This window comes from Allobosea sp. 2KB_26, assembly GCF_052115715.1.
Classification (GTDB): Bacteria; Pseudomonadota; Alphaproteobacteria; order Rhizobiales; family Beijerinckiaceae; genus Allobosea.
Window position 1 is genome coordinate 850,326 of sequence record NZ_JBFRHE010000001.1, and the last position, 26,610, is coordinate 876,935.

A 26,610-nucleotide genomic window follows, 5' to 3' on the forward strand; every position below is an offset into this window, starting at 1 on the left:
CGAGTGGGTGGATCAAAGCCAGGTCTTCTTCAGGAAGGCTCCTGCGGCCTCGAACAGGCCGGAGCGCGCATGTTCGAGATGCATCAGATGCGTACCTTCGGGAATGACGACATCTCGGGTCTCGCTCGTACCGAGCTGCCCGCGCAGCCATTGCGCATCGCTATCCCTGCACAGGCTGTCCCAGGCCCCGCGCACGATCAAGGTCGGTGCCGTGACCTGTGTCGGGTCGTAGCCGAGCCGGCCCGACCAGGCCGAGGAGATATCGACACGAGGCCCTGAGGGAATCTTGACCGCCGCTTCAGGCCTTCGGTTCGCGGCTTGCGCATCGCTGGCGAGATAGGCTGGCCCCCAGTCTGCAAGCGTGGGCTCGATCAGGACCGGAGCATGGTCTTGCGGGACGTCCTCGACGAAGCGCGCGAGTTGGTCGCAGACCGAGACGAGACGCCACGCCCCGATGCTCTCTGGGGCGAGGGGGCCAGGCGTCTTGCGCTGTGCGATGGGTCCGAACAGGACCAGTCGCTCGACACGCTCCGGATGCAGCGAGGCATACAGCCCGGCGATGATCGAGCCCCAGGAATGAGCGATGAGCGACACGCGCGTTCTTCCGGTCACGTCCAGCACGTACTCGATCACCCGCGCCAGCTGTTTCGTCGCCTCGGGCGCGCGCCCGAATGGTGCATTGTCATGCGCCTGGGCAAGGAAGCTCGCTGGCCTGTCCGAGCCACCATAGCCCGCGAAATCAAAACTCCAGACATCGAAGCCACGTTCCTGTAGGTCGTCCATCCAGGAACGTCCGTCGAAGCGGTAGGCAACAGAAAGGGCTGATGGAAAGGTCGCGCCATGGACATAGATGACGCTCGGCCCGGCCCCAGCCGCCCGCCGGATCAGCAAGCCGGGCGTCTCCGCCGTTCCCGCCAATCGCATGACCTCGCCCCGCCTGCGGCGCGCGCTGCACTCATCGAAGCTATGTTCATGGCCGGCTCCCGCCCTTGCTGAGTGGGCGGGAGACTGCGCCTTCGAATACTCGCTGACACCTGGAAACACTTCGGTGCCGACCGAAGGCTTCGGTGGAACTGCCTGTCTGGGCGCCCTACAAGGCCTCGAGCACCAGCTCGAAGGTCATCAACACCGGATTGTCGCCGCGCCTCAGGCGGCCTTGTGCCATTGCACCGGTGAAATCGACCAGCGCTACATCGATCTGCGCCGCGTGCCCCCCCTGCACGGGCTCGACCACGCCGGCCTGAATCGCGACTTCGGTCGCAAAATTCTCGACGATCCGACCATCCCCGAAATGCGCGCCGATCGTGCTGCCGACGCCGCCATGGATCACGGCACGCCGGATGCCGCGTTCGGCACAGAACTCTTCCAGCGCCGTGGTGAAATCGGTATTCGGGCCCACACGCAGGGCGAAATAACGCCCTTCGCGCGAAGCCCCGGAGAACGGCACCGCGACCGGGCCGAACAGCTTGAAATTCGTCTCCGGATCGGGCGCGGTTGCAAAATCGGCGCCATCGAGACCGAGTGCCGGCACGGTGATCGCCTCCGCGAGAACGGTGTCGTCTGGCAGGATATGGCCGCCGCTCGTCTTGCCGTCGGCTTCGGTCCAGAGCGCGTGGCAGTGGAAGAAGGGCGCTCCATCGCGCAGGCCGAAGGTCATCGCCCCCGTCTCGACGCGCGTCACGCCGGCCGGTCTGAACGTATCGCTATAGAAGGCGGCATGTTCCGGAGTCTTCGACAGCGCCGGCATGACATAGGCGAAGGGTCCGAGGACGAGCCCATCGACCGTCACCACGCCGCTGGTGAAGCCCATCGCCGCGAAGCCTCGGCGCACCGCTTCCAGGAGCGGAAGCCCGGCTGCAAGGGGCATCGCGAAACGCCGGCCATGCGCTTCGACCCACCGAATGCGCTCAGGCGCCGCGGGACCAGGCTGGATGATCTGCCGCATCACCTCTCGCCCCGCATCCGGGCGAGTTCGCCACGCGCTTCAAGTTCGTCCTTGACCAGCCGCTTCGGCACCTTGCCGTAACCCGACTTCGGCAGCGCCTCCCAGAACAGGAAGCGCTTCGGCATCTTGTAACGTGCGATCTTGGTCGAGAGGAATTCGGCGAGCTCCGCCTCGCTGGCCTGCGCCCCCGAACATGCGACGCAGACGGCGATACCGATCTCGCCCCAGACCGGATCGGGCACGCCGACAACGGCCACCTCCGCGATTGCCGGATGGGTCAGGATCTTCTCCTCGATTTCGCGCGGGTAGATGTTGGAGCCGCCGGAAATGTACATGTCGGAGGCGCGCCCGGTGATGTAGACGAAGCCCTGTTCGTCCATGTGACCGAGATCACCGGTACGGAACCAGCCATCGCGGAAGGATTTCGCATTGGCCTCGGGGTTGTCGTAGTAGCCGGCGAACACGGCCGGGCCGACGACGCAGATCTCGCCCTGCTCCCCTGCCGCAACCTCACGCCCCTCATCATCCTGGATCTGGACCTGCATTCCCGTGCGCTCGAAGCCGCAGGTCCCGATGCGCGCATTCGGACCGTCTTCGGGATCATGCAGGGCGGGCGGCAGCACCGTGATATTGCCGGTGACCTCGCCGAGCCCGAAATATTGCACGATCACCTTGCCCAGTTTGGCAAGCGCCGCCTTCTGATCCTCGCGATACATTGGCGCGCCGGCATAGATGACATAGCGCAGCGAGGAATGGTCATGCGTGTCGACGGCCGGATGCTCGACCAGCATTTTCAGGATCGTCGGCACGGTAAAGATATTGGTGATGCGGTGGCGGGCGATCAGGCGATAGGCCTCGTCGACGTCGAAACGCTCCGACGGCAGCAGGATCGTCGGTGCGCCGCGCGCCGAGATGACGAGTTGGTGCACGCCCGCGCCATGCGAGAGAGGCGCGACCACAAGCGATGCATCGGCCTCCGTCGTTCCCGGCATCAGGTCGCAGAGATGATTGGTGACGACGAAACCCATCTGGCCATGGGTGAGCACCGCGGCCTTTGAGCGGCCCGTGGTCCCCGAGGTGAAGAAGAACCAGCAGGGGTCGTCGCGATCGACGGCGGCGTTCGCAACGCTTGTGCCGGCATGGCGCGCGATCATCTCGCCGACCTCGGCCTCGCCAAATGCCCCCGCCCCGATGCGCCAGGTAAAGCCCGGCGCGGGTTCCGCAGCAGCGACGGCCGCGGCATGCTCCGGAAAATCGCCATGGCACAGGAAGGCCTTTGCACCGGACGCCGTCGCGAGATAGGCGACCTCGTCCGGCAGCAGCCTGAAATTGGTCGGCACCCAGACGGCGCCGAGCCGGAAGGCCGCGAACATCGAGAAGAACATCGCCTCGCAGTTCTTGGAATGAACCAGGACGCGGTCCCCCTTACCGATGCCCCGTGCCGCCAGCGCCGCGGCCAGCGCCGAAACCTGCGCATCGATCTCGGCCCATTTCCACTGCCTGTCACCCCAGATGAATCCTGAGCGCTGGCCGAAGCGGCGCGCATTCTGGGTGACGATATGGGCAAGGTTCATCACGCGGCGCGTCACGGGCGCGACACCGCCGCGCGGGGCGGCCTGGCTGGCAAGGGCTTCGGTCACGTCAGGCGCTCCTCGATTTTGTAATTGGGCGTGCCCTCTGCTGCGGGCCGTCGCCTTGGGATGTCTTGCGGACGAACATCTGCGCGAGCAGGCGCTCCATCCTCTCGGCTTCAGTCGAAAGATGGCGCGCCAATTCGACCTGGCGCGCGGGAACCATGCGACTGTCGATCGCCGCCAGGCTGAGCGCGCCGGCGACGCGACCGTCCGGATAGCGAAAGGCGATGCCGACGCCCCAGGAACTGGCCACCAGCCGGCCGGGATTGAGCGAAAAACCGCGCTGGCGGGCCAGCGTCAGATCGGCGCGGATCTCGTCAGGCGGAAAACCCGGATACTGGGTCAGCAGCACCGCCTCGTTCGCCGCCATGATCCGTTCGATCTCGCCGTCCGGCAGCACCGCCAGCATCGCGAGCGAGCCGGCGCCGACCCCGAGCGGATGCTGCTGGCCAGTCTGCAGCGCGTGCGTCCGGACCGGATAGGTTCCCTCCTCCCGATGCAGGCAGACCGAGTAGTTCTCACGCCGGATAGAGAGAAAGCTCGTATCCATGGTGATCTCCGACAGGCGCCTCAGGCTCTCCATGGCGAGTTCGAGCAGCCCGTGCCGGCGCGCAGCCAGGACGCCCAGCACGAAAGCCTCCTCGCCAAGGCAGTAATGCCGCGACAGAGCCTCCTGCTCGACGAGACCTGCGCGTATCAGGGCGAGCAGCAGCCGCCGCGCCGTCGGCTTGTTGAGCCCGCTTTCGATGACGATATCGCTCAGCGGCAACCCGCCCGCGGGCTCGCGCCCGATCAAAGCCAGGAGCCGCAAGGCCCGGTCGACACTCTGCGAGCCCGAGAGATCGCCGGCTGATGCAACGAAATGTTCCATCCTGCGGCCTCAGAGACAGTCCATAATATGGACCCTTTGGTTGTTTGCAGCAGCCTAGTTCGGGCTCAGATAGATTGCAACGCAGGGCTGCTTGTGTATTCTTGGCCCCTTCCGCTGGATCAATCATCCACAGTATGGACCGCGCCGGGCCGCAAGAACGTTCACAAGATCGGCGCGCGGGAGGAAGGGCAGATGTTGTCACGGGATTCCGGCTGGCCGGAGGCCAACGCCATGGCTGAAGCGGATATCCGCTGCGGTTCCGTTCCGACATGCGCGCGCTCCGGCGTTGCCATGCTCCCGCAGGCTTGAGCCCGGACATGGCACAGCTCAGCGAGAGCATTGCTCCTACCGAGAACCCGCTGGATACGGATGCAATCCGTACCGGCTCGGCGATCATGCGGCCGATCGAGATGATCAGCGCCGCGCTGCTGCTGCTGATCGTCGGGCTGCTGCTGCTCGGCGTCACCACGCGCTACGTCTTCTCCCTGCCGATTGTCTGGATCGACGAAGCCGCCTCGATCTCTTTCCTCTGGCTTGCCATGCTCGGCTCCGCGATCGCAATCGATCGCAACGAGCATCTCAAGCTGACACTTTTCATCGGCATGATGCCGGAGCGCGTGAGCCAGTTCGTGCAGACGCTGGCCCTCGTCGTGGTTGCCGCCTTCCTCGCGGCAATGATCTACCCGGCGATCGACTATACGATCGAGGAATCCTACGTCACCTCGGCCGCGCTCAACATTCCGAACAGCTGGCGCGTCTCGGCCATCGCATGCGGCATCACCATGATGCTGGTGCTCACGATTCGCCATGCCATCCACACTGCGAGGCTGCCGGACCTGATCGTCGCCGTCGCGCTCGTCGCCGGGCTCGCCGCCGCCTGCTGGGGGTTGATGCCGGTTTTCAAGGGCCTCGGCTACACCAACATCCTGATCTTCCTCGTCATCACGGTGGCGCTCTGCCTCGTCGCCGGCGTGCCGATCGCCTTCTGCTTCGGCATGGGCACGCTCGCCTTCCTCGCCTTCAGCACCAATGTCCCGATGATCGTGATGATCGGGCGCATGGACGAGGGCATGTCGAGCATCATCCTGCTCTCCGTGCCGATCTTCGTACTGCTCGGCTGCATTCTCGACGCGACCGGCATGGGCAAGGCGATCGTCGACTTCCTCGCCTCGATGCTCGGCCATGTCCGCGCCGGCATGTCCTATGTGCTGCTCGGCTCGCTCTTCCTGGTCTCGGGCATTTCGGGCTCGAAAGTCTCCGACATGGCGACCGTTGCGCCCGCGCTCTTTCCCGAGATGAAGCGCCGCGGCTACCAGCCCAAGGAGCTCATCGCCCTGCTCTCGACGGGCGCGGCCATGGCCGACACGGTGCCACCGAGCATCGTCCTGATCGTGCTCGGCTCGGTCGCCGGCGTCTCGATCGCCGGATTGTTCAATGCCGGCTTCGGCATCGCCATGGTGCTCCTCGTCGCGCTGGCGCTGCTGGCACGCTGGAAAGCCATCGGCGAGGACATGAAGGGCGTGCGGCGCGCGCCCATGGCCGTGATCGGGCGGACCGCTCTGGTCGCGGGTCCGGCTCTCGTCCTGCCCTTCCTGATCCGCGGCGTGGTCGGCGGCGGCATTGCGACCGCGACGGAGGTCTCGACCATCGCGGTGCTCTACGCCTTCGTCATCGGCATCATCCTCTATGGCGGCATCGGCCTTCGCAAATGCTACGCGATGCTGGTCGAGACGGCGGCACTCTCGGGCGCGATCCTGATGATCCTCGGCACCGCGCTCGCCATGGCCTGGGCCCTGACCCAGACCGGCTTCGCGCGCGACCTCGCCACCTTCATGGCCGGCCTGCCGGGCGGCTGGCTGACCTTCATGGCGGTGACGATCGTCGTCTTCCTGGTGCTGGGCTGTGTGCTCGAAGGCCTGCCCGCGATCGTGCTGATGGCGCCGCTGATGTTCCCGATCGCCAAGAATCTCGGCATCAACGATGTGCACTATTCGATGGTGGTGGTCACGGCGATGAATATCGGCCTGATGACCCCGCCGATCGGGATCGGCTTCTACATCGCCTGCAAGATCGGCAATGTCTCGCCGGACGAGGCGATGGGCGCGATCTGGCCCTATCTTGTCGCGCTGCTGATCGGCCTTGTCGTCATTGCGGTCGTGCCCGGCCTGTCGACCTGGGTGCTCTGATGCTCCGGCATGGTCGCCACCATCGCAGTGAGGGTTGCAGGGCTGCAGTCCGAAACGCGAGAATTTAGGATAACCGAGATCCCGTCGTCGCGAAGCAAACCAGCGGCGGCGTGAAAGCAACATCGACAGGGAGAGAAACGCTCATGACCATCTCACGCCGCACTCTGCTGCAGGGCACTGCCGCTGCCGCCACCATCGGCTCCTTCCATATCGGCAGGGCCGAGGCGCAGGCCGCCGAATTCACCTACAAATACGCCAACAACCTGCCCGTCGCGCACCCGATGAACATCCGTGCCAATGAGGCGGCGGAGAAGATCAAGCAGGACACCAAGGGCCGGGTCGTCATCCAGATCTTCCCGAACAATCAGCTCGGTTCCGACACCGACATGCTGAGCCAGGTCCGTTCGGGCGGCGTCGAGTTCTTCACACTGTCGCCGCTGATCCTCTCGACTCTGGTGCCGAACGCCTCGCTCAGCGGAATCGGCTTCGCCTTCCCTAACTATGATGCTGTCTGGAAGGCTCTGGACGGGGAGCTCGGCGCCTATGTCCGCGGCCAGATCGGCAAGGCCAACCTCGTGGTCATGGACAAGATCTGGGACAACGGCTTCCGCCAGATGACAAGCTCGAAGGGCCCGATCAACACGCCCGACGACCTCAAGGGCTTCAAGATCCGCGTGCCGGTCAGCCCGCTCTGGACCTCGATGTTCACCGCCTTCCAGTCGGCTCCGGCCAGCATCAACTTCGCCGAAGTCTACACCGCCCTGCAGACCAAGGTGGTCGATGGCCAGGAGAACCCGCTGGCGATCATCGCCACTGCCAAGCTCTTCGAAGTGCAGAAGTACCTCTCCATGACCAATCACATGTGGGACGGCTTCTGGTTCCTGGCAAACCGTCGCGCCTGGGAGAAGCTGCCGGAGGATCTCCGCAAGATCGTCGCCAAGAACCTCGATGACGCAGCGCTGCTCGAGCGCGCCGACGTCGCCAAGCTCAATGCCGGTCTCAAGGATGAACTCGTCTCGAAGGGCATGATCATCAACGACACTCAGGCAGCTCCCTTCCGCGAGGCGCTTCGCAAGGCTGGCTTCTATGCCGACTGGAAGAAGAAGTATGGCGACGAAGCCTGGGCCATTCTCGAGAAGGCCGTCGGCAGCAGCCTGAGCTGATCTTGCCCGCTCGTCTTTCAAGCCCGGCGGTGCAACAGCGCCGCCGGGCTTTCACTTGAACCACTCGGGACCTGAAGGAGCACGTCATGGCCGACCGGCTGAAGGGCAAGACCGCGATCGTTTTCGGTGCCGGCTCCTCGGGCCCGGGCTGGGGCAATGGCAAGGCCGCAGCGGTCGCCTATGCGCGCGAAGGCGCCAGGGTCATCTGCATCGATCTCGTCCAGGCTGCCGCCGACGAGACAGCGTCCATCATCGAGGAAGAGGGCGGCGAAGCGCTCGCGATCGCAGCCGATGTGACGGCACAGGGCTCGGTCGACGACGCAGTCGCGACCACCATGGCGCGCTTCGGTGGCATCCAGATCCTGCACAACAATGTCGGCGTGACCCATATGGGCGGACCGGTCGAACTCAGCGAGGAGAAGTTCAGGGCTGCGCTCGATCTCAATCTCGGCTCGGTCTACCGCACGGCCAAGGCGGTTATCCCGGCGATGCTGGCGAGCGGTGGCGGCGCGATCGTCAACATCTCCTCGCTCGCCGCGATCCGCTGGACCGGCTACCCCTACTTTGCCTATTACGCCACCAAGGCAGCGGTGAACCAGGCGACGATGGCGCTCGCCATGCAATATGCCCGGCAGAACATCCGGGCGAACTGCATCATGCCGGGCCTGATCGACACACCGCTGATCTACAAGCAGATCTCGGGGCAGTACGGCTCGGTCGACGAGATGGTTGCCGCCCGCAACGCCGCCGTCCCCATGGGCAAGATGGGCACGGCCTGGGATATTGCTGCGGCCGCCGTGTTTCTGGCCTCGGACGAGTCGGCTTTCATCACCGGAGTTTGCCTGCCCGTCGACGGCGGTCAGAGCTGCGCAGTCGCAGCCTTCCCAAGCTGACGGGATTTAGTCGAACGCCAGGAGCGATACGAGCCGGGGATGATCGCGCGATGCCCCCACGTCGGCGCTCACCGGGAGCGCCGTCGACCAGACGCCCGGCGAAGATCGTGACGCGGACCGTTTGGCCAGATTGGCCGGCTCCTCGTTCTCAATCCCCGATCTTCAGTAGCTCATGGCCCGGTTGCGGGCGTTTCCGATATGCGCGCTCATCTCGGCTGCGGCCCGCTCCGGGTCGCGCGCCTCGATAGCGGCAATGATCTTCAGGTGGTCCTGCATGACAGGAACCAGGATGTGATTCTGGATACGCGTCTCGTACTGACGGATCAGCCTGATCTTCAGCCAGGTGACGCGGAAGGCCTTGGAGACGATGTCGTTGTCGAGGCGATCGATGATCGCCTCGTGCATCAGCCGGTCGACATCCTCGGCGTCCTCGATCAGCGTCTCGTCGCCACCCGCCTCGGCCCTCCGGATGATCGCCTCGTGGCGTTCACGCTGTTCGGCGATCTCTTCGTCCGTCGCCGTTTTCACGTAGAGCGCAGTCGCTTCCTTTTCGAGGAAGAGCCGGAACTGGAACGCATTGCGGATCAGGTTGAGATCGACATGGGCAACCTGCATGCCGCGCTGCGGCACGGTCTTGATCAGACCTTCCGCCTCGAGGCGCGGGATCAGTTCGCGAATGGCACCGAGCGGCAGGCCAGTCATCGCCACAAGCTCGCGCTGGGTGACGAACTGGCCTGGCTTGATCTCGCGCGCCAGCAGCCGTTCGGTGAAGCTGACATAGGCCTTGTCCCGCAGCTTCAGCGGTTCGCCGTCGCGCTCCTGATCGTTCTCGCCCATGCGCTCCTGTTCCTCTCGTGGCTCCTCAGGCGGCCTTGGCCCGCGTAATCGTGTCGAAGGCCGCGAACAAGCGCTGTCGTTGCGCCTCGCTCAAGGCCTCGAGCGGCGGCCGCATCGCGCTATAGCCCTTGTCGCCATGCAGATGGCCGACCAGGGCCTTGACTGCCGGCAGGACCGGATAGCTGCAGACCTCGTCGACCAGCGCATTCACCACCGGGCTCTCCGTCCCTTCATAAACCATCGGCCGAAGCAGGCCCGGCACCAGATTGGCGACGCCGCAGATCGAGCCCTGAGCCCCGGCCCTCACCGCGCGGGCGAGCAGCCGTTCGTCACCGACCAGGATGGCAAGCTCACCGTGAGCCTTGAGCAGGGCTTCGGTATTCGCATAGCTGCCCGAGGAATCCTTCACCCCGGTGACGATGCCCGGAAACGCCTTCTTCAGCCGCTCGACGAGCCCGACGCTGATATCGACCGCCGTGACCGAGGGGATGTGGTAGAGGATGGTGTTGCGAGCGGACGGCCCCAACTTCTCGAAGAACTGCGAGAACCAGGCATAGAGGCCCTCGTCGCTGACGCCCTTGAAGTAGAAGGGCGGGGCGACCAGCAGGCCCTTGGCGCCGATATCGAGCGCGACCTTGGCCTGCTCGATCGATTCATGCAGCGAGGCAGCGGCGACGCCGGCATAGATCTGCGTGCCAGGATCGACGCCGGCACCGACCAGCGCGCCCAGCATCGCGGTACGCGCCGGCAGGCCAAGGGCCGCCCCCTCGCCTGTCGTGCCAAACAGCGTGACGGAGTCACAGCCCTCGGCCAGCACGTGGCGCGCATGCGTGACGAGGCGCGGCAGATCGACGGCTCCGCCGTCCCGCATCGGCGTCGTGATGGCGCAGGAAAGGCCAAAGCGGTTCGGGTCGATAGCCATTGGAGGGAGCTTTCCTGAGATATGAATGTCTGACATGTTAGTTTGCGGTCAAAACTGACGCAAGGTCGGGAAGGCACGGAAATCGGGGTGCGGCTCAGCCATCCTTCAGCCCTCCGGCCGACAATCCAGCAACGATCTCACGCTGGGCCAGCACCGTCAGCAGCAGCACCGGCAGCGTCACCAGCAGCGCGGCAGCGGCGAGCGGCCCCCAGGAAATCTGCTCGAAGGTCAGGGAGTTGTAGACGGCGGACGGCAAGGTACGGCTGTTCTTGCCGCCCAGCACGACCGAGAAGATGAAGTTGTTCCAGGAGAAGATGAAGGCGAGGATGCCGCCGACCACGATGCCCGGCCGCGCCAGCGGCAGCGCGACATGGCGGAAAGCCTGCCAAGTCGTCGCGCCATCGATGCGCGCCGCATCCTCCAGTTCCATCGGCACATTCTCGAAATAGCCGATCATGATCCAGACGATGATCGGAATGGTGATGACGAGATGCGTGATCACCAGCGCCGTGATGCTGCCGACGAGCCCGGTCATCTGGAACAGCAGGAAGAGCGGGATCAGGTAGGACAAGGCCGGCGTCATGCGGGCGACCAGGATCAGGATCGCGAACTTCGTCGCCTTGCCGCGGGCGATGCCGTAGCCCGCAGGCACGCCGACCCCGAGCCCGATCAGCACCGCCCCGCCCGTGACCAGGATCGAATTCCAGAGATAGAGCGCGAAGTTGTTCTTCTCGAAGACGTCGAGATAGTTCGCCAGCGTCGGCGGGTTCGGGATGAAGACCGGCGGGAAAGCGGTATTGTCGAGTTCGTTCTTGAACGAGAGCGACAGCATCCAGAGGAAGACGAGGACGGCCGGCGAAACCAGTACGAAGACCGAGAGCGCAAAGCCGATCTTGGAGGCGAGCCGCTTCATTCCGCGTTCCACTTCGACTTCTGGCGCGCATAGAGCAGCAGCAACGAGAGCATGATGATGATGACGAAGAAGATCACCACCACGGCCGAGGCGTAGCCGATCTTGTAGAACTGGAAGGCCTGAAGATAGAGGAAGATATTGAGGGTTTCGGACGCCGTGCCCGGGCCGCCCTGGGTGATCACGAAGATCGTGTCGAAGGCCTTCAGCGCATCGATGGTGCGGATCACGATCGCCACCATGATGAAGGGCCAGACCAGCGGCAGCGTGATGTGGCGGAACATGTGCCAGGAATTGGCGCCGTCGATCAGCGCGGATTCATAGGGTTCCTTCGGCAAGCCGGCCAGACCGCCGAGCACGATCAGCATGACGAGCGGCGTCCAATGCCAGACTTCGACCAGGATCAGCGTCGGGATCACGGTATGGGGGTCGTAGACCCAGGGCTGGGGTCCAACCCCGACAAGCGATAGCAGGTAGTTCAACACGCCAAGCTGCGGGTGGAACATCATCGTCCAGACCAGCGCGACGGCGACGGGCGTCGCCATCATCGGCATCACGAAAACGGTGCGCAGCAGCCCCCGGAACGGGAACTCGCGGTGGAAGACCAGCGCCGCCGCCGTGCCGAACACGATCGGCAGCACCACGGCCAGAACCGTGAAATAGGCGGTATGTCCCATCGATTCGAGAAAGCGCGTATCGCGGAACAGCTCCGAGAAGTTCTGCAGGCCCACGAATTCGGGGCCTCCGCCGATCTTCCAGTCATGGCCCGACATGTAGAGCGTGAATAGCCACGGGAAGACGATCACCCCGAGGACGACCAGCACGGCTGGCAGCGAAAACAGCCAGTAGCGCGGGGTAAAATCCGCTGAATGTCTCGCAGGCAACACCTTGGGCGTCGCGAGATCCGCTGGCATGGCGGTTGTGTTGGTCATGCTCTGCGCTTTGCTGAAAACGGTTTGCCATGCCCGCCCTGTGGCGGGCATTCGCGTCGTGAACATCGCCTCCCCAAACGGGGAAAGCCATCATGGCCAGAACAATCCCGGCCATGATGGCGATGCTCGTCAGCCTTGTTCGCTCTTGACCAAGACCGGCGCGAAGGTTTCGGTCGCCTTCTTCAGCTCTGCAGCGACATCGGCACCGCCGAGCGCATTGGTCAGCGCCACGCCGAAGACATCGCGGAATTCGGTCACCGGAACGATCTGCGGCAGCGCAGCGCGGGCGACCTTGGCCGAGCCGAGCAGACACTCGAAATACTGCTTGCCAAATTTCGACTGCGAGATGGTCTCGGTGTCGAGATAGGCGGAGGCACGCCCGGGTGCACCGGCGCCGGCCTTGAGCATCGCGATCTGCTGAGCCTTGCTTGTCATGAACTGGAGATAGAGCCAGGCGGCCTGCTTCTTCTGCGAGCCGCGCGAAATGCCCATGCCATCGGCGAACATCCCGGCGTGATGCGCCTTCGGCCCGGGCGGCGTGATGCCGTAGCCGACCTTACCGACGATACGCGACTTCGTCGGGTCCTCGAGCGGCGTGGCAAAGCCGATGCCGTCGAGCCACATCGCGGCGCGACCCTGCATGAAGGTGGTCTGGCATTCATTCCAGTTGAAGCCGACCTGACCGGCTGGGCCGGTTTCCTTATTCAGCTTCTTGTAGAGTTCACCGGCCCAGGCCGCCTCGGGCGTATCGGTGAGCAGCTTGCCGTCGGGCGACGTGGTCTCGATGCCCTGGCCGAGCAGCAGGCTGGCCCAGACCGGGACATTGGCGTTCTTCAGGCCGCGCGAGACGAAGCCTGCGATACCCTTGGCCGGGTCATGCAGCTTGGCCGCGACCGTGGCGATCTCGTCCATCGTCTTGGGATAGGCAACGCCCTTCGCGTCGAAGAGCTCCTTATTATAGTAGATCATCCAGTAATCGACGAAGAACGGGATCGTATCGAGCGAACCGTCGGACTGGCGCGCATAGGCGACGGGCCCGGCACCAAAGTCAGCGAAATTGAAGTCCGGCGAGGTCAGCGAGGCGTCCTTGATAAAGGGTGTCAGATCCTCGAACCACTTGCCCTTGGCGGCCATGCGCTTCTGCACATGCAGCGAAATGCCACTGACGTCGAAGCTCGGCTTGCCCGAGGCAAACTCGATCACCGCCTTCTGGCGCTGCTGCTGCTCCGGCACCTGCTCGGCCGAGACCTTGATTCCGGTGAGCTCGGTGAACTCCTTCTCGGCCGCCTGCATCAGGTCGGAACGCGGGTTCTTCACCAACAGCACGTCGATTGTCGTGCCGGCGAAGCGCTTCCAGTTGAAGGCAGCCTGCGCATGGGCTTCGCGCAGAACCATCGGCGAACCGATGGCGCCCGCCGCGCCCAACGCTGCAGCCCCGCGCAGAAGCGCGCGCCGGCTCGGCTTCAGAATGCTGTCTGTCATGATTGTCCTCCCTGTGGACGCAGATTGCGGCCCGTTTACGAGCCTGCCTGTTTATCCGGCTGTGCGCCGGTCCCGTCGAGTCTTTGCCCTTCGGATCCGACGCCGACGCTAATCGCGTTCGAGGTCGGTTGCAAGCTGACATGTTGGCGTGCACATAGTCGCTGCAGCACATCCTGGACCCGCATCCATGCCCGCAGTTGCGCCACCCCTCCCCTTGCGAAACCTTGGCCGCACCGGACTGAAGGTCTCGACGCTCGGCTTCGGCGGAGCCCCGCTCGGTGATCTCTATGCAAGGCTCGACGAGGCTCAGGCCGTCGCAACGGTAGAGGCTGCCGTCGCCGGCGGTGTCACCCTGATCGATACCTCGCCGCTCTATGGTCACGGATTGTCCGAGCATCGCATCGGTGCGGCACTGCGCCGGGTCGGCCGCGAGAATGTGCTGCTCTCCAGCAAGGTCGGCCGCGTCGCGCAGCCCTTCGCGGGGCGCGGCGACGGCTCGGGCTATCTGGGCGGCCTGCCGCATGGCATGCGATTCGACTATTCCTATGACGGGACCATGCGCTCGCTTGAGCAGTCGGCACTTCGGCTCGGCACGGACCATATCGACATCGTCCTGATCCACGACGTCGACATCTGGACCCATGGCGCGGACGCCATCGAGAACCGGTTCTTCGAGGCAATGGCCGGCGCCTACCCGGCGCTCGACAAATTGCGGGCGGCCGGTACGGTCAAGGCGATCGGAGTCGGCGTCAATGAAGCGGAGATGTGCGAGCGCTTTGCCCATGCCGGCGACTTCGACACGATGCTGCTGGCCGGCCGTTATTCGCTGCTGGAGCAGCCGGCGCTCGCATCCTTCATGTCGCTCGCGCAGAAGAAGGGTATCGGCCTGATGCTCGGCGGCGTCTTCAACTCCGGCATCCTGGCCACCGGCCCCGTCACTGGCGCCAAGTACAATTACAGGCCGGCTCCGCCCGAGATCCTCGCGCGGGTCGCCGCCATCGAGACGATCTGCCGGCGCCACGAGGTGCCACTGCGCCGTGCCGCGCTGCAGTTCCCGCTGGGCCACCCCGCCGTTTCCAGTGTCGTCATGGGGGCGGTCTCACCCGCGGAGGTCGCCGACCAGCTTGCCGAAATCGCCGCGCCGGTTCCGTCCGAGCTCTGGAGCGCGCTCAAGACCGAAGGCCTGCTCGGCGCTGACGTTCCTGTGCCGGAATAGCCCGATGCGGATCGACGCCCATCAGCATTACTGGCGGCTCTCACGCGGCGACTATGGCTGGCTGACCCCGGCACTGGGCCCGATCCATCGCGACTTCGGCCCGCAGGACCTGGCGCCGCTGCTGGCACGGCACGGCATCGCGCGCACCATCCTGGTCCAGGCCGCGCCGACCGAGGCAGAGACGGCATTCCTGCTCGGCATCGCAGAGCAAGACCAAAGCGTCGCCGGCGTCGTCGGCTGGTGTGATTTCGATGCGCTCGATGCGTCCGAGCGGATTGCCCGCCTGAGCGGCAATCCGCTGCTGGTCGGGCTCAGGCCCATGGTCCACGACATTCCCGACGAGAACTGGTTGGCCCGCCCTTCCCTTGCGCCCGCCTTCGCAGCGGTGGCAGCCCATGACCTCGTCTTCGACGCGCTGCTGCGACCGCAGCACATTGCGCCACTATTGGCCGTTCTCGATCGACATCCGACGCTCGCCGTCGTTGTCGACCATGCCGCCAAACCGGATCTCATCAGTGGGGAGATCGCGAATTGGCGCGAGGATATCGCCGCAGTCGCAGCGCGGCCGCAGACCTTCTGCAAGATCTCCGGCCTCGTCACCGAAGCCTCGGCCGGCTGGACGATCGAGACCCTGCGCCCGGTCGTTTCGCATCTGCTCGCCGTCTTCGGTCCCGACCGCCTGATCTGGGGCAGCGACTGGCCCGTCGTCACCTTGCGGACCGACTATTCCCGCTGGTTCGAAGCCGTCGCGGAATTGCTGGCGCCCCTGCCCGAAGCCGATCGCGCCGCGATCATGGGCGGTAATGCCCAGAGGCTCTATCTCTCCCACCGAGGACGCAACTGATATGCTGAAGGGCATCGACCCTGTCTTGAGCGCCGATCTGCTCTGGGTTCTGGCCGCGATGGGCCATGGCGACGATCTGGCCATTGTCGATGCCAATCATCCGGCCGATACTGTTGCCAGCGCGACCGCCAGCGGAAGGCTGATCCGACTGCCCGGCCTTTCGATGGCGCGGGCGACCCGCGCCATCCTCTCCGTCCTGCCAATCGACGATTTCGAGCCCGGCTCGCTGCGCCGCATGGAGGTTGTCGGCAAGCCTGACGAGATCCCGCCGGTCCAGGCCGAGGTTCAGGCCGAAATCGACCGCGCCATGGGAGAGCCCGTACCATGCCTCGGCATCGAGCGTTTCGCCTTCTATGCCGCGGCGAAGGCGAGCTTCGCTGTCGTCCAGGTCGGCGACCCGCGGCCCTATGGCTGCTTCCTGCTGCGCAAGGGCGTCATCGCCGGTCTTCCAGGCTGAGCCCGCACGAGGGTTGGCAAGCGCGCCTGCACCGCTCAGGATCGTGACGCCGTCGGCGCGGCTTCGACAAACTGCGCTGACGTGCCTGGAGGATGGCTTCATGGCCCGCGCGAACGCCCATATCGGCACGACGAATTTTGCGACAACGATCAGGATGGGCGGCCGCACACTGGTTGCCGACGAGCCGGCGGCCTTGGGCGGAGCCGATGCCGGGCCGGCGCCCTATGACCTGCTTCTCGCCAGCCTCGGCGCCTGCACGGCCATCACCTTGCGGATGTATGCCGAGCGCAAGCAGTGGAGCCTTCAGGCTGTCGATATCGACCTGCACCACGTCAAGGTCGAGAACCGCTCGAAGATCGAACGTGTCATCACGCTGACGGGCGATCTGTCTGGGGATCAGCGAATGCACCTCGCCGATGTCGCCGAGCGCACACCCGTTACCCTGACGCTGAAGGCCGGCGCCGATATTGCGACAAGACTGTCGGACGGTTGACGCCCTCGTGAGTCCGTTTCCGTTCCGGCACCCACGCCCTAGAAGAACCACGCTGAGCGATCGATCACGCCCGTGGGTCCTTGGCGATCCAGTTCAACCGAGCCCTGCCTGCTGCGAGCCTGCCCATGCCTGACACTCTTCTCTATCTCGCCGAAGCCGACATCGCCGGGCTCGAACTCGATCCGGCGCTCGCCCGCGCGGCGGTAAGGACGATCTTCAAGGCTCATCACGACGGCCAGACGCTGAGCAAGCCCAAGCTTGCGCTGGAGATCGGTCCCGGCCACGGCTTCCAATCGCTTTGCGCGGCCTCGCCCGCGATCGGCATGGCGGCGACAAAATGGCTCGGCATGGCGCCCGCCACGAATGGCGCGGGCACGCCCGGCATCCACGCCATGATTGCTCTCAACGACTATGCGTCCGGCAAGTTGCTGGCCGTCCTCGATGGTAACCTCGTCACGGCGATCCGGACGGCGGCCATGTCGGCGGCAGCAGGCGAGTTCCTGGCGCGGCCGGAGAGCCGCACCATCGGCTTCATCGGCTGCGGCCTGCAGGCTCGCTCGCATCTTGCCGCGTTCAAGTCCCTGCTGCCCGGTCTGACCGAGGTTCGCGCTTTCGGTCGAAGCCGCCGCACCACCGATCTCTTCATCGCGCATGCCCGCGAGCAGGGCTTTGCGGCCGAGGCTCATGATGGCGCCATCGATGTCGTTCGTAGCAGCGACGTCGTCATCACGACCGTGCCCATGCAACCCGGCTTCGCGCCCTTCCTCGATGCTGCCTGGTTGAAACCGGGCGCCTTCGTGGCGGCCGTCGATGTCGCCCGCAGCTGGCTGCCGAATGGCTTGCGCAGGCTCGACCTCGTGGCCACCGACGATCACCAGCAACAGGCTGAGAATCCTCCGATCGCCACAGATATCGGCCCACTCGGCAGCTTCGATGCCGACCTGACGGAACTCGCCGGCGGAGTCCGCCCCGGACGCAGCGACGCGGAGCAGCGCGCCATGTTCATTTTCCGCGGCTTCGCGCTCGCGGATCTCGCCGTGGCGGCTGCCGTCTATCGCGCGGCCCTGGCCAGGGAAGCCGGCCTGCATCTCCCGCGCTGAGATTGCGGTTGCAAACAGGAAGACAACGCATCGGAGCTCTGCTAGCGTCACATATTCATCCATAGGAATATGTGAGATCTTCGATGCTGAACCGTCGCGTTTTCACTCTCGGAGCCAGTCTGACAGCGGCGGCCTCGTTCTGCGGCGGAGCAGCACGAGCCCAGGTCGTGGCGCGAGCCGGGCTCGGCAAGGCCGAGATCCTGGTGCTGAGCGACGGTGGCTTCCAGCTGCCGCTCTCGATGCTCGCGCGCGACACGCCGCTGCCCCAGCTCGAGGCGATGACCGGCAGCAAGGGCCCATCCGAGACGGTGCTGAACGTCACCTGCCTGAAGCGCGGCAGTGAAACGATCCTGTTCGATTGCGGCTCCGGCCCGAACTTTCTTGCCGGAAGCGGCAAGCTCGCAGCAAGCCTGGAGGCCGCCGGTATTGCGCCCGACAGCGTGAGTCATATCGTCTTCACCCATTTGCACCCGGACCACCTTTGGGGGGCGCTCGACGAGTTCGACAGCCCGGCATTCCCCAATGCGACCTGGCTGGCGGCCCGCGACGAGGTCGCGTTCTGGACAGATGCCAAGGTCTATGAGCGACTTCCCGAGGACCGTCACGCTTTTGCGGCCGGCGCGCAGCGTGTGCTGAAGGGTCTCCAGGATGGGCTGAAGACCTTCCTCGCAGGCGAGGAAGTGCTGCCGGGAATCGCCGCAGTCGCGACGCCCGGTCACACGCCGGGTCATGTCTCCTTCGAGATCAAGGACGGCAGCGACAGGCTGCTCGTGCTGGGCGACGCGGCGACGCATCCAGTTGCATCCTTCGCACACCCGGAATGGCGCCCAGCTTCCGATCATGACGCGGATCAAGCGGTCCAGACCCGCAAGACCGTACTGGGCCGGGCCGCCGACGAGAAGCTGCGGGTGATTGGCTATCATCTGCCGAAGGGCGGGATCGGTACGGTCGAGCGTACCGGGCAGGCCTTCCGCTTCATCCCGTCCGCGGCCTGATAGGCCGAAGAACGCTCAATCGCAGCGACGGCGGCGCCCGAGGCGTTCGGCCAGCATCTCGCGCACCGAGCCCTCGACCAGAACTGCGATGCCGATGCGGGCGCCGAGCATCATGCCGGCAACCGCCAGCGGCCAGGACAGCGCCATCAGCGAGCCGGCCGTGACGCCCTGCCCGATGGTGCAGCCGCCAGCGAGAATGCCGCCGAACCCCATCAGCGCACCGCCCGCCAGATGGCGGCGCATCTCGTGGTGGTCGTCAAAGGCCTCCCAGCGAAACTCGCGATCGTAGAGTGCCGAAGCAAAGGCTCCGAGCATCACCCCCAGAATGGTGCCGACCCCGAAATCGAGGAATCCGATAGGGTGGGTCAGGACCGCGTAGAGCGCCCTGCCGATCGGCGAGACGAAGGTCAGGCTCTGCGGGCGGGGAAACGCGGTGAATTCGTCGATAGCCACACCTGTCGCCCACCAGCCTGCAACCACACCGAACCCCAGCGTGAGCCCGGCCAACACCAGCCGCGGCGAACGTCGCAACCGAGGGTCGGCCAGGACAGCCAGTATCAGCACCAGGGCGGCGACGAGAACGATGGCAAGCCGCCAGTCGCCCAGACCAAACCAGGCGAGCAGTGAAGGCAGATCACCCTGCACTCCACCAGGTATCGGCAGGGCGACCGTCTCGAGCACATCGATTCGAAAGGAAGCCAGCATGCCGCGGAGCGTGGCATAGGCGACGGCGCCGAAGACCATCATCACGATCAGGCTGCGCAGGTCGCCGCTGCCGAGACGAACGAGAGAGCCAAAGCCGCAGGTGCCGACCAGCGCCATGCCGATCCCGAAGACCGTACTGCCGAGCAGGATCGAGAGCCAGGGCAAGGCCGAGGGCACATAGGTCGAGAGCCGGGGCGAAAGCCAGCCGAGACCGACCAGAAGCTGCGTGCCCACGAGCGCAACGGCGAGCGCAAGCCCGAAGATGCGCAGGCGGCGCGTATCGCCGCCCATCCAGGCGTCCTCGATCGCCCCGAAGGAGCAGAGCCGGGCACGCCGGGCAGTGAAGCCGCAGGCCGCGCCGATGACGACGCCGATCAGCGTCACGGCCCAGGTCGGCAGAGGTTCCATGATCGTCAGACGCCCCTGCCGGCCCGCATTTCAATCACGCAAGCGGTCCGTGCTCTCGGGACGGTTGCAGAAGATGTCGTAGATCACCGAGATGACCTGGCGCACATCGTCATTGGCGAGGCTGTAATAGATCGCCTTGCCGTCGCGACGCGTGGTGACCAACTGGTCGAGCCGCAGCCGCGCGAGCTGCTGCGAAACCATCGGCTGGCGCAGCGAGAGGATGTTCTCAAGTTCCGTGACGGTGCGCTCGCGCTCGGCCAGCAGGCAGAGCAGCAGCAGCCGGTTTTCGTGGGACAGAGCCTTCAGGAAATCGCTGGCCTTGCGGGCCTTGCGCATCAGTTGATCGAGCTCGGCCGAGAATTCGGCACCATCGCGCAGCTCGGCTTCGAGGGCCTTGGAGACAATCGCGCTCATTTTCGTTCCATTGTCGCGGACTGGCCGCGTGTTCGATGGCTGGGACTGTCCATGCCAGCAAGCATCTTGCCAAGCAAACCCCAGAATGCATCGTCGCCAATATACCCGGTGATCCGGCCGACCTCGCGCCCCTCATCCATCAGGACGAAGGTCGGCGTGAAGCGAACCGGTGCAGCAAGTCCAGGCTCATCTGCGCGGGTGGAACCGAGATCGACCCGCCTCAGCGGTGCTGCCTTGCCCTCCGGCGTGTTGGCATAGACAGGCGCGACCTCCCGGTCCCAGCGGGCGCACCAGACGCAGCCGTCGCGTTCAAACATCACCAGCTCTGCCGCCCGCAACGGCAGGCTGACAAGCGCCATCCCCACCAGTGCTGCGAGGCCGGCATGCCAGCTCAGCCATTTCGCGATTGCTTTCATCCGACAAACATAGTCGTATTCATATGTTTAAACAATTGGCGGGCTGAACCTTGTTCGACATCTCGATCGCAGGGGCTTTCGCAGCAGGTCTGCTCTCCTTCCTGAGCCCCTGCGTGCTGCCCCTGGTGCCGCCGTATCTCTGCTTCCTCGCGGGTGTCGGCATCGGCGAATTGTCCGGCTCGGACGGCGCGCTGACGGCCGCGCAGCGTCGCCGCATCATCGCCATGGCCGCCGTTTTCGTGCTCGGTTTCGCCACCGTCTTCGTCGCACTCGGCGCCACCGCCTCGACCATCGGGACCTGGATCACCGCCCATTTCGACACGCTGTCCATCGCCGCCGGTGCAATCATCCTAGTCATGGGCCTGCATTTTCTCGGCTGGCTGCGGATTCCCCTGCTCTACCGGGAGGCCCGTTTCCAGACATCCGCACGTCCCGCCGGCCTGCTCGGCGCCTATCTCGTCGGGCTTGCCTTCGCGTTCGGCTGGACGCCCTGCGTCGGACCTGTGCTGGCGACGGTGCTGATGGTCGCGGGTGCCGAAGGCAGCGCCTCGCGCGGCGCGCTTCTGCTCGCATCCTATGCGCTCGGAATCGGCCTGCCCTTCCTGTTGGCGGCGGTCTTCGCCGGCCCCTTCCTGACCTGGCTCTCCCGCTTCCGGCGGCATATGGCCGTCATCGAGAAGGCCATGGGCGCCGGGCTCGTCGTGACAGGCCTGCTGTTCATCACCGGAATGATGCCGGCGCTGGCCGGCTGGCTGCTACAGACCATCCCGATCCTCGGTACGATCGGCTGAAGGGAGTGTTTCCATGCTGACCCGACGCAGGCTTCTCGGCTCTGCCCTCGCCGTCCCCTTCGCGCCTCAGGCCCTCGCCGCCGCCAGACTCGGCGAGGACGGGCTCTACCAGCAGGACTGGTATCTCGAGAGTTTCCTCGATCTCTCCGAGGACATCGAAACCGCGACTCGCAACGGCAAACGCCTCGCGATCATGTGGGGCCTCAAGGGCTGCCCGGCCTGCCGGCGAATGCATGAGGTGCATCTCGCCGATCCCAGGATCGAAGGTTACATCAAGGCCAATTTCGAGGTGCTGCACCTCAACCATATCGGCGCCCGCGAGGTCACCGATTTCGACGGACGCAAACTGGGCGAGAAGGCACTGGGCGAGGCCTATGGCGTGCGCTTCACTCCGACGATCCAGTTCATGCCCGACAGCGCGGAGGGTCTCGGCCAACGCAAGCCGCAGGCCCGCGAGGTCGCGCGCATGCCGGGGCTGCTCGAACCACGCGATTTCCTCGCCATGTTCCGCTTTGTGCGGGAGGAGGGCTACGAGACCGCGCCCTTCCCGGAATGGCTGAAGCGGCAAGGCGCCTGACGTCTGCTGGCTCGAAACGCAATCATCCCGACCACGGAGGAACCGAGGGCGGGATGATTTTTACTGGCGCTGGGCCCTGCCGCTACTTGTTCACCGGCGATTCCGGGTCGAACAGATAGGCCATCACGTCCTTGATCTGCTGTTCGCTCAGCACCTTGTTGGTGCCGAAGCGGGGCATGTTCGAGCAGGGCACCACGGCCTGTGAATTGTAGATCTTGGTGTAGGCGTCCTTGATCGCCTCAGCGTCGTATTTCCGGTCCTTGCCATAAGCGGCGAGGCTGGGGCCGAGCGTGCCATAGCTCAGCTCCTTGGGGTCGAGCTGGTGGCAGGCGAAGCAGTTGCCCCCGGAAACTGTGTCGGGCGGATCGGAAAACTGACCGCCCCGGCCATTATTGGCGACCTTGTAGCCTTCCTTCCAGTTGCCGAGGAACTTGCCGTCCGCGGGATAGCTGACCCTGGCAAGCTCGCGCTTGGTGATGGCCTCCGCATCTGCGGACGAAACCTGATTGCGATGGACATTGCACGCCGCCAGCGATTCATCCGGCGTGATGCGTGCCTGCCATTCCGCCGGCGCCTTGCCGAAAGTGGACTTCACATAGGCCTCGATCGTCGCCTGGCTCGGCTTGGCGGGCTTGTCCTGCGCCAAGGCCGGAGCACAGAGCGCGAAGGCACTGAGGGCGAGGGAGGCGAAAGCTGATCTGATCATCGGTTCCGTCCCCTCAGCGCTTGATCGAAGGCACATTGAGTTCACCGCCGGCCGCCTGCTTGTTCAGGAAGACGGTCAGCGCGGTCAGGCTGTCCGAGCCGAAATCCGGTACCGGCCAGCGCTGCTGCCGATAACAGTCCCAAAGACGGTGCTGCATCGTGCGAAGCGCGCTCTGGGAGACGCGATAGGTCGGCCAGGTCGCCATCGTCGCCTGCGCAGTCGCGCCCGGCACGGACAGGTTGGGCAGGCCCTGCAGACGGATGCGCTTGCCTTCCTCGGCGTGGCAGGTGGCACAGGAGAAATCCATCACGCCGCCACGGCGATAGAACAGCTCCTCCCCGACGGCCGCCATTTCAAGTTCCTTGGCGTGCTTGAGCTGCGGCTCCAGCTTCATGCCGTTCGACTTGTTGGCGATGAAAGCCGTCAGGTCCTCGAGATCGGAGGCCTTTCCGGGAGAGGAGAAGCGCCGCGACAGCACGTCCTTGGTGTCGAGTCCCTGGACCTTGTCCATGCACCAGAGCAAGCGCTGCTCCAGATCCATGACCTTGTCGGCATCCGCGAAATGGCGCGGCAGCCGCGCATAGGCGCCCTCCAGCTTGCCGGCCCCCTCGCCGAGATCGCAACCTTCCAGCGAGACATTCTTGGTGCCGCGCTTCGTCGTCCAGATCTCTTCGCCGCGATCGACGGCGAGGTAGCCGGGATTGGAGAATGGGTCCGAGAGCATCTGGCGATAGCGCTCGATCTCCTTCTCGCTGTCGTCCTGCGGCGGCGATTGTGCGGTCAGATGCCCGGCCGCGAGCGTCATGGCCGCGGCAAGAACTGCCGCGCCGATCACAGTGAGCTTCATGCCCTGCCCTTTCGTTTCCCCAGCCGGCCGCTTCATGCGACCTTCATTCCCGGCTTTCTTGATTTGAAAGCCTTTACATTCACAAAAAACAATATCACGATATGTCGAAATGATGTGCGACGGACGGTCGCGTCGTCAAGAGCTAACCAGAATAATTCCAGGGAGGATGTCCGAATGGATTTTCAGCAAGCGGGGCTGTCGCGCCGTCACGCTCTCAAGGCGGGTGCCTTCGCCGCCGTGGCCAGCCTTCTCGGCTCCAAGCTCGCCTTCGCAGATGAAAAGACGGTCGCGGACGAACTGAAGAAGCTCTATGGCGACAAGCCCTTCGCCGCGGGCAAGATCAAGCTCGACGTTCCCGAGATCGCCGAGAACGGCCTCGTCGTCCCGATCAATATCGAGGTCGAAAGCCCGATGACGGATGCCGACTACGTCAAGGCCGTTCACGTCTATGCCGACGGCAACCCGCTTCCCGGCATCGTCAGCTACAGCTTCACGCCGGCCTGCGGCAAGGCCTCGGCCGCGACCCGCATGCGTCTCGCCCAGACCCAAAACATCGTCTGCGTCGCCGAGATGTCGAGCGGCGCGCTGCACATGGCCAAGGCCAATGTGAAAGTCACGATCGGTGGTTGCGGCGGCTGAGACCCGCGTCTTCCAGCCCCGACAACGACAAGATCACGGTGAGGATACACCCATGAGCACCAAGCCCACCCCGCGGGTCCGCGTTCCCGCCAAGGCCGCCGCTGGCGAGATGATCGAGATCAAGACGCTGATCTCGCACGAGATGGAATCCGGCCAGCGCAAGGACGCCAAGGGCGAGACTATTCCGCGCAAGATCATCAACAAGTTCAGTGCAAGCTTCAACGGCAAGCCGGTCTTTTCCGCCGATTGGCATCCCGCGATTTCGGCCAACCCGTACCAGTCCTTCTTCTTCAAGGCGACGGAATCGGGCGAGTTCACCTTCACCTGGAAGGATGACGACGGCTCGGAATACACCGCCAAGAACAAGCTGACGGTCGGCTGATGTCTCGCCGGCCGCGACCCGGCCGGTTGCTCGCATCGAACGGACAAGCGGGGCGAAACGTCCCCGCATGAGGGCGGCTGCGCGCCGCCCAAGGGTGGATCATGATCTCACGGCGCGATTTTCTTCAGGCGACATCGGCTGCTGCGGCCATCACGCTGGCTTCCGGGCTGGGCCCGCTCGGGCGCGTCGCGGCGCAGCAGCGTCTGTCCCAGGCCGACATCCTGCGCTTCGACCCGCTCGGCACCGTGACGCTTCTCTATGTCACCGATATCCACGCCCAGCTCGTGCCGCTGCACTTCCGCGAACCCTCGATCAATCTCGGCGTCGGCGAGGCCAAGGGGCAGCCTCCGCACCTGACCGACGCCGAATTCCGGGAGCATTTCAAAATCGCCACGGGCTCGGCCGACGCCTTTGCCCTGACCTCCGACGACTTCACCACACTGGCTCGCCAATATGGCCGGATGGGCGGGCTCGACCGCATCGCGACGCTGGTCAAGGCGATCCGCGCCGAGCGCGGTGACGACAAGGTTTTGCTGCTCGATGGCGGCGACACCTGGCAGGGCAGCTGGAGCTCGCTCCAGACCAAGGGCCAGGACATGGTCGACGTCATGTCGGCGCTGAAGACCGACGCCATGGTCGGCCATTGGGAGTTCACGCTCGGCGCCGAGCGCGTCAAGGAGATCGCGGAGAGCGCATCCTTCGCCTTCCTCGCCCAGAACATTCGCGACAAGGAGTGGAACGAACCCGTCTTCAAGCCGCGCAAGGTCTTCGAGAAGGGTGGCGTCAAGATTGCGGTGATTGGCCAGGCGCTGCCGCGTACCGCCATCGCCAATCCGCGCTGGATGTTCCCCGACTGGGAGTTCGGCATCCGCGAGGAGGAGATCCAGAAACAGGTCGAGGAGGCCCGTGCCGAGGGCGCAGCCATCGTCGTGCTGCTCTCGCATGACGGTTTCGACGTCGATAGGAAACTGGCCGCGCGGGTCAAGGGCCTCGACATCATCCTGACCGCCCACACTCATGACGCGATGCCCGGTGTGGTGCGCGTCGGCAATACCGCCCTCGTCGCCAGCGGCTCGCATGGCAAGTTCCTGTCGCGGCTCGATATCGCGGTGAAGGACGGCAAGGTCGCGGATATCCGCTTCAAGCTGATGCCGGTCTTCTCCGAAGCGATCACCCCCGATACCGAAATGGCGGCGCTGGTCGGGAAGCTCCGTGAGCCCTTCGCCGCCGACCTCGCCCGCGAGATCGGACGGACAGAGTCGCTGCTCTACCGGCGCGGCAACTTCAACGGCACCTTCGACGACCTGATCTGCGACGCCATGCTGAGCCAGCGCGACGCCGAGATCGCGCTCTCCCCTGGCTTCCGCTGGGGCGGAACGCTGCTTCCCGGCGAGCCGATCACCTGGGAGGCGATCACCAACGCGACCGCGATCACCTATCCCAACTGCTACCGCATGGAGATGACCGGCGCCCAGCTCAAGGAGATCCTCGAGGACGTCGCCGACAATATCTTCCACCCCGATCCGTATTTCCAGGGCGGCGGCGACATGGTCCGCATCGGCGGCATGGGCTACGCCATCGATATCGGCAAGCCGATGGGCGGCCGCATCTCCGGGCTGACGCATCTGAAATCCGGCAAGCCGATCGATGCGTCCCGGAAATACGTCGTCGCCGGCTGGGCCAGCGTCAACGAGGGCACGCAAGGGCCGCCGATCTGGGACGTTGTCCGAGACCATGTCGCCCGCACCAAGACCGTTTCGATCACGCCCAACGACGCCGTGAAGGTGACCGGCGCCTGACCCGCGCCGTCCTCCCTGAACCCTCCCAATCCAGAGGAATCTGCCG

Annotated in this window: 28 protein-coding genes; 14 read left to right on the plus strand and 14 right to left on the minus strand. The window is 64.9% G+C overall.

Annotated features, from left to right (window positions below):
* Positions 1–12: 12 nt before the first annotated feature.
* The 4 genes from AB4099_RS04195 to AB4099_RS04210 all read right to left on the minus strand — a co-directional run bounded on the left by AB4099_RS04195 (position 13) and on the right by AB4099_RS04210 (position 4,450).
* Positions 13–924: an alpha/beta fold hydrolase gene (locus AB4099_RS04195; protein ID WP_441477126.1), complete on the minus strand. Its 912-nt coding sequence runs from the start codon at positions 922–924 to the stop codon at positions 13–15.
* 166 nt (positions 925–1,090) lie between these two features.
* Complete coding sequence (locus AB4099_RS04200; RefSeq protein WP_441477127.1) at positions 1,091–1,945, minus strand: PCC domain-containing protein; 855 nt, start codon at positions 1,943–1,945, stop codon at positions 1,091–1,093.
* Positions 1,945–3,585, minus strand: a complete 1,641-nt coding sequence (locus AB4099_RS04205) for an acyl-CoA synthetase (RefSeq protein WP_441477128.1) — start codon at positions 3,583–3,585, stop codon at positions 1,945–1,947. Before AB4099_RS04205 ends, AB4099_RS04200 begins: the two co-directional genes overlap by 1 nt.
* Before the next feature lies 1 nt (position 3,586).
* Positions 3,587–4,450 carry an IclR family transcriptional regulator gene (locus tag AB4099_RS04210; RefSeq protein ID WP_113513236.1) on the minus strand — a complete coding sequence of 288 codons (864 nt, stop codon included), beginning with the start codon at positions 4,448–4,450 and terminating at the stop codon, positions 3,587–3,589.
* A 317-nt stretch (positions 4,451–4,767) separates the two neighbouring features.
* Between AB4099_RS04210 and AB4099_RS04215 the strand changes: the two genes are divergently transcribed.
* The 3 genes from AB4099_RS04215 to AB4099_RS04225 all read left to right on the plus strand — a co-directional run bounded on the left by AB4099_RS04215 (position 4,768) and on the right by AB4099_RS04225 (position 8,692).
* Positions 4,768–6,636 carry a TRAP transporter large permease gene (locus AB4099_RS04215; protein WP_441477129.1) on the plus strand — a complete coding sequence of 623 codons (1,869 nt, stop codon included), beginning with the start codon at positions 4,768–4,770 and terminating at the stop codon, positions 6,634–6,636.
* A gap of 143 nt (positions 6,637–6,779) precedes the next feature.
* The gene (locus AB4099_RS04220; RefSeq protein ID WP_441477130.1) at positions 6,780–7,799 is read left to right on the plus strand and encodes a TRAP transporter substrate-binding protein; all 1,020 of its coding nucleotides are present in this window, start codon (positions 6,780–6,782) and stop codon (positions 7,797–7,799) included.
* 86 nt (positions 7,800–7,885) lie between these two features.
* Positions 7,886–8,692 (plus strand): SDR family NAD(P)-dependent oxidoreductase, encoded by an 807-nt coding sequence (locus tag AB4099_RS04225; RefSeq protein WP_441477131.1) that lies wholly within the window; start codon positions 7,886–7,888, stop codon positions 8,690–8,692.
* Between the two features lie 162 nt (positions 8,693–8,854).
* On the opposite strand, the gene AB4099_RS04230 is transcribed toward AB4099_RS04225, so the two are convergent.
* From AB4099_RS04230 to AB4099_RS04250, 5 genes are all read right to left on the minus strand, one after another.
* Entirely contained in the window at positions 8,855–9,529 is a 675-nt protein-coding gene (locus tag AB4099_RS04230; protein WP_441477132.1) for a GntR family transcriptional regulator, read from the minus strand.
* Positions 9,530–9,554: 25 nt separating this feature from the next.
* Positions 9,555–10,451 (minus strand): dihydrodipicolinate synthase family protein, encoded by an 897-nt coding sequence (locus AB4099_RS04235; RefSeq protein WP_441477133.1) that lies wholly within the window; start codon positions 10,449–10,451, stop codon positions 9,555–9,557.
* Between the two features lie 94 nt (positions 10,452–10,545).
* Complete coding sequence (locus tag AB4099_RS04240) at positions 10,546–11,364, minus strand: carbohydrate ABC transporter permease (protein WP_113513224.1); 819 nt, start codon at positions 11,362–11,364, stop codon at positions 10,546–10,548.
* Entirely contained in the window at positions 11,361–12,275 is a 915-nt protein-coding gene (locus AB4099_RS04245; RefSeq protein WP_441477664.1) for a carbohydrate ABC transporter permease, read from the minus strand. The genes AB4099_RS04240 and AB4099_RS04245 overlap by 4 nt, the downstream gene beginning before the upstream one ends.
* Before the next feature lie 147 nt (positions 12,276–12,422).
* Positions 12,423–13,775 carry an ABC transporter substrate-binding protein gene (locus AB4099_RS04250; protein WP_113513220.1) on the minus strand — a complete coding sequence of 451 codons (1,353 nt, stop codon included), beginning with the start codon at positions 13,773–13,775 and terminating at the stop codon, positions 12,423–12,425.
* Positions 13,776–13,962: 187 nt separating this feature from the next.
* On the opposite strand from AB4099_RS04250, the gene AB4099_RS04255 reads away from it, so the two are divergent.
* The 6 genes from AB4099_RS04255 (at position 13,963) to AB4099_RS04280 (ending at position 18,880) form a co-directional block, all read left to right on the plus strand.
* Positions 13,963–14,991 carry an aldo/keto reductase gene (locus AB4099_RS04255; RefSeq protein WP_441477134.1) on the plus strand — a complete coding sequence of 343 codons (1,029 nt, stop codon included), beginning with the start codon at positions 13,963–13,965 and terminating at the stop codon, positions 14,989–14,991.
* Positions 14,992–14,995: 4 nt separating this feature from the next.
* The gene (locus tag AB4099_RS04260; RefSeq protein ID WP_441477135.1) at positions 14,996–15,835 is read left to right on the plus strand and encodes an amidohydrolase family protein; all 840 of its coding nucleotides are present in this window, start codon (positions 14,996–14,998) and stop codon (positions 15,833–15,835) included.
* Between the two features lies 1 nt (position 15,836).
* The gene (locus AB4099_RS04265; RefSeq protein WP_069879357.1) at positions 15,837–16,292 is read left to right on the plus strand and encodes an RbsD/FucU family protein; all 456 of its coding nucleotides are present in this window, start codon (positions 15,837–15,839) and stop codon (positions 16,290–16,292) included.
* A 100-nt stretch (positions 16,293–16,392) separates the two neighbouring features.
* Entirely contained in the window at positions 16,393–16,785 is a 393-nt protein-coding gene (locus tag AB4099_RS04270; protein ID WP_441477136.1) for an OsmC family protein, read from the plus strand.
* A gap of 125 nt (positions 16,786–16,910) precedes the next feature.
* Positions 16,911–17,885, plus strand: a complete 975-nt coding sequence (locus AB4099_RS04275; RefSeq protein WP_441477137.1) for an ornithine cyclodeaminase family protein — start codon at positions 16,911–16,913, stop codon at positions 17,883–17,885.
* 83 nt (positions 17,886–17,968) lie between these two features.
* Complete coding sequence (locus AB4099_RS04280; protein ID WP_441477138.1) at positions 17,969–18,880, plus strand: MBL fold metallo-hydrolase; 912 nt, start codon at positions 17,969–17,971, stop codon at positions 18,878–18,880.
* A gap of 15 nt (positions 18,881–18,895) precedes the next feature.
* Here AB4099_RS04280 and AB4099_RS04285 read toward each other — a convergent pair whose 3' ends face one another.
* From AB4099_RS04285 to AB4099_RS04295, 3 genes are read right to left on the minus strand one after another with little or no spacing between them, the layout of a single operon-like run.
* A complete protein-coding gene (locus AB4099_RS04285) occupies positions 18,896–19,993 on the minus strand; it encodes a YeeE/YedE family protein (RefSeq protein WP_113513208.1) in 1,098 nt (365 codons plus the stop codon).
* Positions 19,994–20,023: 30 nt separating this feature from the next.
* Positions 20,024–20,407 carry an ArsR/SmtB family transcription factor gene (locus AB4099_RS04290; RefSeq protein ID WP_043238549.1) on the minus strand — a complete coding sequence of 128 codons (384 nt, stop codon included), beginning with the start codon at positions 20,405–20,407 and terminating at the stop codon, positions 20,024–20,026.
* A complete protein-coding gene (locus AB4099_RS04295; protein WP_441477139.1) occupies positions 20,404–20,823 on the minus strand; it encodes a thioredoxin fold domain-containing protein in 420 nt (139 codons plus the stop codon). The genes AB4099_RS04290 and AB4099_RS04295 overlap by 4 nt, the downstream gene beginning before the upstream one ends.
* Before the next feature lie 50 nt (positions 20,824–20,873).
* Between AB4099_RS04295 and AB4099_RS04300 the strand changes: the two genes are divergently transcribed.
* Positions 20,874–21,614, plus strand: coding sequence for a cytochrome c biogenesis CcdA family protein (locus AB4099_RS04300; RefSeq protein WP_441477140.1), 741 nt, complete (start codon positions 20,874–20,876; stop codon positions 21,612–21,614).
* Positions 21,615–21,627: 13 nt separating this feature from the next.
* Positions 21,628–22,191 carry a thioredoxin family protein gene (locus tag AB4099_RS04305; protein ID WP_441477141.1) on the plus strand — a complete coding sequence of 188 codons (564 nt, stop codon included), beginning with the start codon at positions 21,628–21,630 and terminating at the stop codon, positions 22,189–22,191.
* 82 nt (positions 22,192–22,273) lie between these two features.
* On the opposite strand, the gene soxX is transcribed toward AB4099_RS04305, so the two are convergent.
* Entirely contained in the window at positions 22,274–22,897 is a 624-nt protein-coding gene (gene soxX, locus AB4099_RS04310) for a sulfur oxidation c-type cytochrome SoxX (protein WP_113513202.1), read from the minus strand.
* A gap of 13 nt (positions 22,898–22,910) precedes the next feature.
* Positions 22,911–23,702 (minus strand): sulfur oxidation c-type cytochrome SoxA, encoded by a 792-nt coding sequence (soxA, locus tag AB4099_RS04315; protein WP_441477665.1) that lies wholly within the window; start codon positions 23,700–23,702, stop codon positions 22,911–22,913.
* A gap of 216 nt (positions 23,703–23,918) precedes the next feature.
* Here soxA and soxY point away from each other — a divergent pair, with 216 nt between their 5' ends.
* The 3 genes from soxY (at position 23,919) to soxB (ending at position 26,564) form a co-directional block, all read left to right on the plus strand.
* Positions 23,919–24,383, plus strand: a complete 465-nt coding sequence (soxY, locus tag AB4099_RS04320) for a thiosulfate oxidation carrier protein SoxY (RefSeq protein ID WP_441477142.1) — start codon at positions 23,919–23,921, stop codon at positions 24,381–24,383.
* Positions 24,384–24,435: 52 nt separating this feature from the next.
* Positions 24,436–24,765, plus strand: a complete 330-nt coding sequence (gene soxZ / locus AB4099_RS04325) for a thiosulfate oxidation carrier complex protein SoxZ (RefSeq protein ID WP_043238560.1) — start codon at positions 24,436–24,438, stop codon at positions 24,763–24,765.
* 101 nt (positions 24,766–24,866) lie between these two features.
* Complete coding sequence (gene soxB, locus AB4099_RS04330) at positions 24,867–26,564, plus strand: thiosulfohydrolase SoxB (RefSeq protein ID WP_441477143.1); 1,698 nt, start codon at positions 24,867–24,869, stop codon at positions 26,562–26,564.
* Positions 26,565–26,610: the final 46 nt, after the last annotated feature.

Excerpts from the sequence above, each read along its gene's own strand:
- AB4099_RS04195 (WP_441477126.1), bottom strand. The coding sequence starts at position 924 with ATGCGATTGGCGGGAACGGCGGAGACGCCCGGCTTGCTGATCCGGCGG.
- AB4099_RS04200 (WP_441477127.1), bottom strand. The coding sequence starts at position 1,945 with ATGCGGCAGATCATCCAGCCTGGTCCCGCGGCGCCTGAGCGCATTCGG.
- AB4099_RS04210 (WP_113513236.1), bottom strand. The coding sequence starts at position 4,450 with ATGGAACATTTCGTTGCATCAGCCGGCGATCTCTCGGGCTCGCAGAGT.
- AB4099_RS04215 (WP_441477129.1), top strand. The coding sequence starts at position 4,768 with ATGGCACAGCTCAGCGAGAGCATTGCTCCTACCGAGAACCCGCTGGAT.
- AB4099_RS04220 (WP_441477130.1), top strand. The coding sequence starts at position 6,780 with ATGACCATCTCACGCCGCACTCTGCTGCAGGGCACTGCCGCTGCCGCC.
- AB4099_RS04225 (WP_441477131.1), top strand. The coding sequence starts at position 7,886 with ATGGCCGACCGGCTGAAGGGCAAGACCGCGATCGTTTTCGGTGCCGGC.
- AB4099_RS04230 (WP_441477132.1), bottom strand. The coding sequence starts at position 9,529 with ATGGGCGAGAACGATCAGGAGCGCGACGGCGAACCGCTGAAGCTGCGG.
- AB4099_RS04235 (WP_441477133.1), bottom strand. The coding sequence starts at position 10,451 with ATGGCTATCGACCCGAACCGCTTTGGCCTTTCCTGCGCCATCACGACG.
- AB4099_RS04240 (WP_113513224.1), bottom strand. The coding sequence starts at position 11,364 with ATGAAGCGGCTCGCCTCCAAGATCGGCTTTGCGCTCTCGGTCTTCGTA.
- AB4099_RS04245 (WP_441477664.1), bottom strand. The coding sequence starts at position 12,275 with ATGCCAGCGGATCTCGCGACGCCCAAGGTGTTGCCTGCGAGACATTCA.
- AB4099_RS04250 (WP_113513220.1), bottom strand. The coding sequence starts at position 13,775 with ATGACAGACAGCATTCTGAAGCCGAGCCGGCGCGCGCTTCTGCGCGGG.
- AB4099_RS04255 (WP_441477134.1), top strand. The coding sequence starts at position 13,963 with ATGCCCGCAGTTGCGCCACCCCTCCCCTTGCGAAACCTTGGCCGCACC.
- AB4099_RS04260 (WP_441477135.1), top strand. The coding sequence starts at position 14,996 with ATGCGGATCGACGCCCATCAGCATTACTGGCGGCTCTCACGCGGCGAC.
- AB4099_RS04265 (WP_069879357.1), top strand. The coding sequence starts at position 15,837 with ATGCTGAAGGGCATCGACCCTGTCTTGAGCGCCGATCTGCTCTGGGTT.
- AB4099_RS04270 (WP_441477136.1), top strand. The coding sequence starts at position 16,393 with ATGGCCCGCGCGAACGCCCATATCGGCACGACGAATTTTGCGACAACG.
- AB4099_RS04275 (WP_441477137.1), top strand. The coding sequence starts at position 16,911 with ATGCCTGACACTCTTCTCTATCTCGCCGAAGCCGACATCGCCGGGCTC.
- AB4099_RS04280 (WP_441477138.1), top strand. The coding sequence starts at position 17,969 with ATGCTGAACCGTCGCGTTTTCACTCTCGGAGCCAGTCTGACAGCGGCG.
- AB4099_RS04285 (WP_113513208.1), bottom strand. The coding sequence starts at position 19,993 with ATGGAACCTCTGCCGACCTGGGCCGTGACGCTGATCGGCGTCGTCATC.
- AB4099_RS04290 (WP_043238549.1), bottom strand. The coding sequence starts at position 20,407 with ATGAGCGCGATTGTCTCCAAGGCCCTCGAAGCCGAGCTGCGCGATGGT.
- AB4099_RS04295 (WP_441477139.1), bottom strand. The coding sequence starts at position 20,823 with ATGAAAGCAATCGCGAAATGGCTGAGCTGGCATGCCGGCCTCGCAGCA.
- AB4099_RS04305 (WP_441477141.1), top strand. The coding sequence starts at position 21,628 with ATGCTGACCCGACGCAGGCTTCTCGGCTCTGCCCTCGCCGTCCCCTTC.
- soxX (WP_113513202.1), bottom strand. The coding sequence starts at position 22,897 with ATGATCAGATCAGCTTTCGCCTCCCTCGCCCTCAGTGCCTTCGCGCTC.
- soxA (WP_441477665.1), bottom strand. The coding sequence starts at position 23,702 with ATGACGCTCGCGGCCGGGCATCTGACCGCACAATCGCCGCCGCAGGAC.
- soxY (WP_441477142.1), top strand. The coding sequence starts at position 23,919 with ATGGATTTTCAGCAAGCGGGGCTGTCGCGCCGTCACGCTCTCAAGGCG.
- soxZ (WP_043238560.1), top strand. The coding sequence starts at position 24,436 with ATGAGCACCAAGCCCACCCCGCGGGTCCGCGTTCCCGCCAAGGCCGCC.
- soxB (WP_441477143.1), top strand. The coding sequence starts at position 24,867 with ATGATCTCACGGCGCGATTTTCTTCAGGCGACATCGGCTGCTGCGGCC.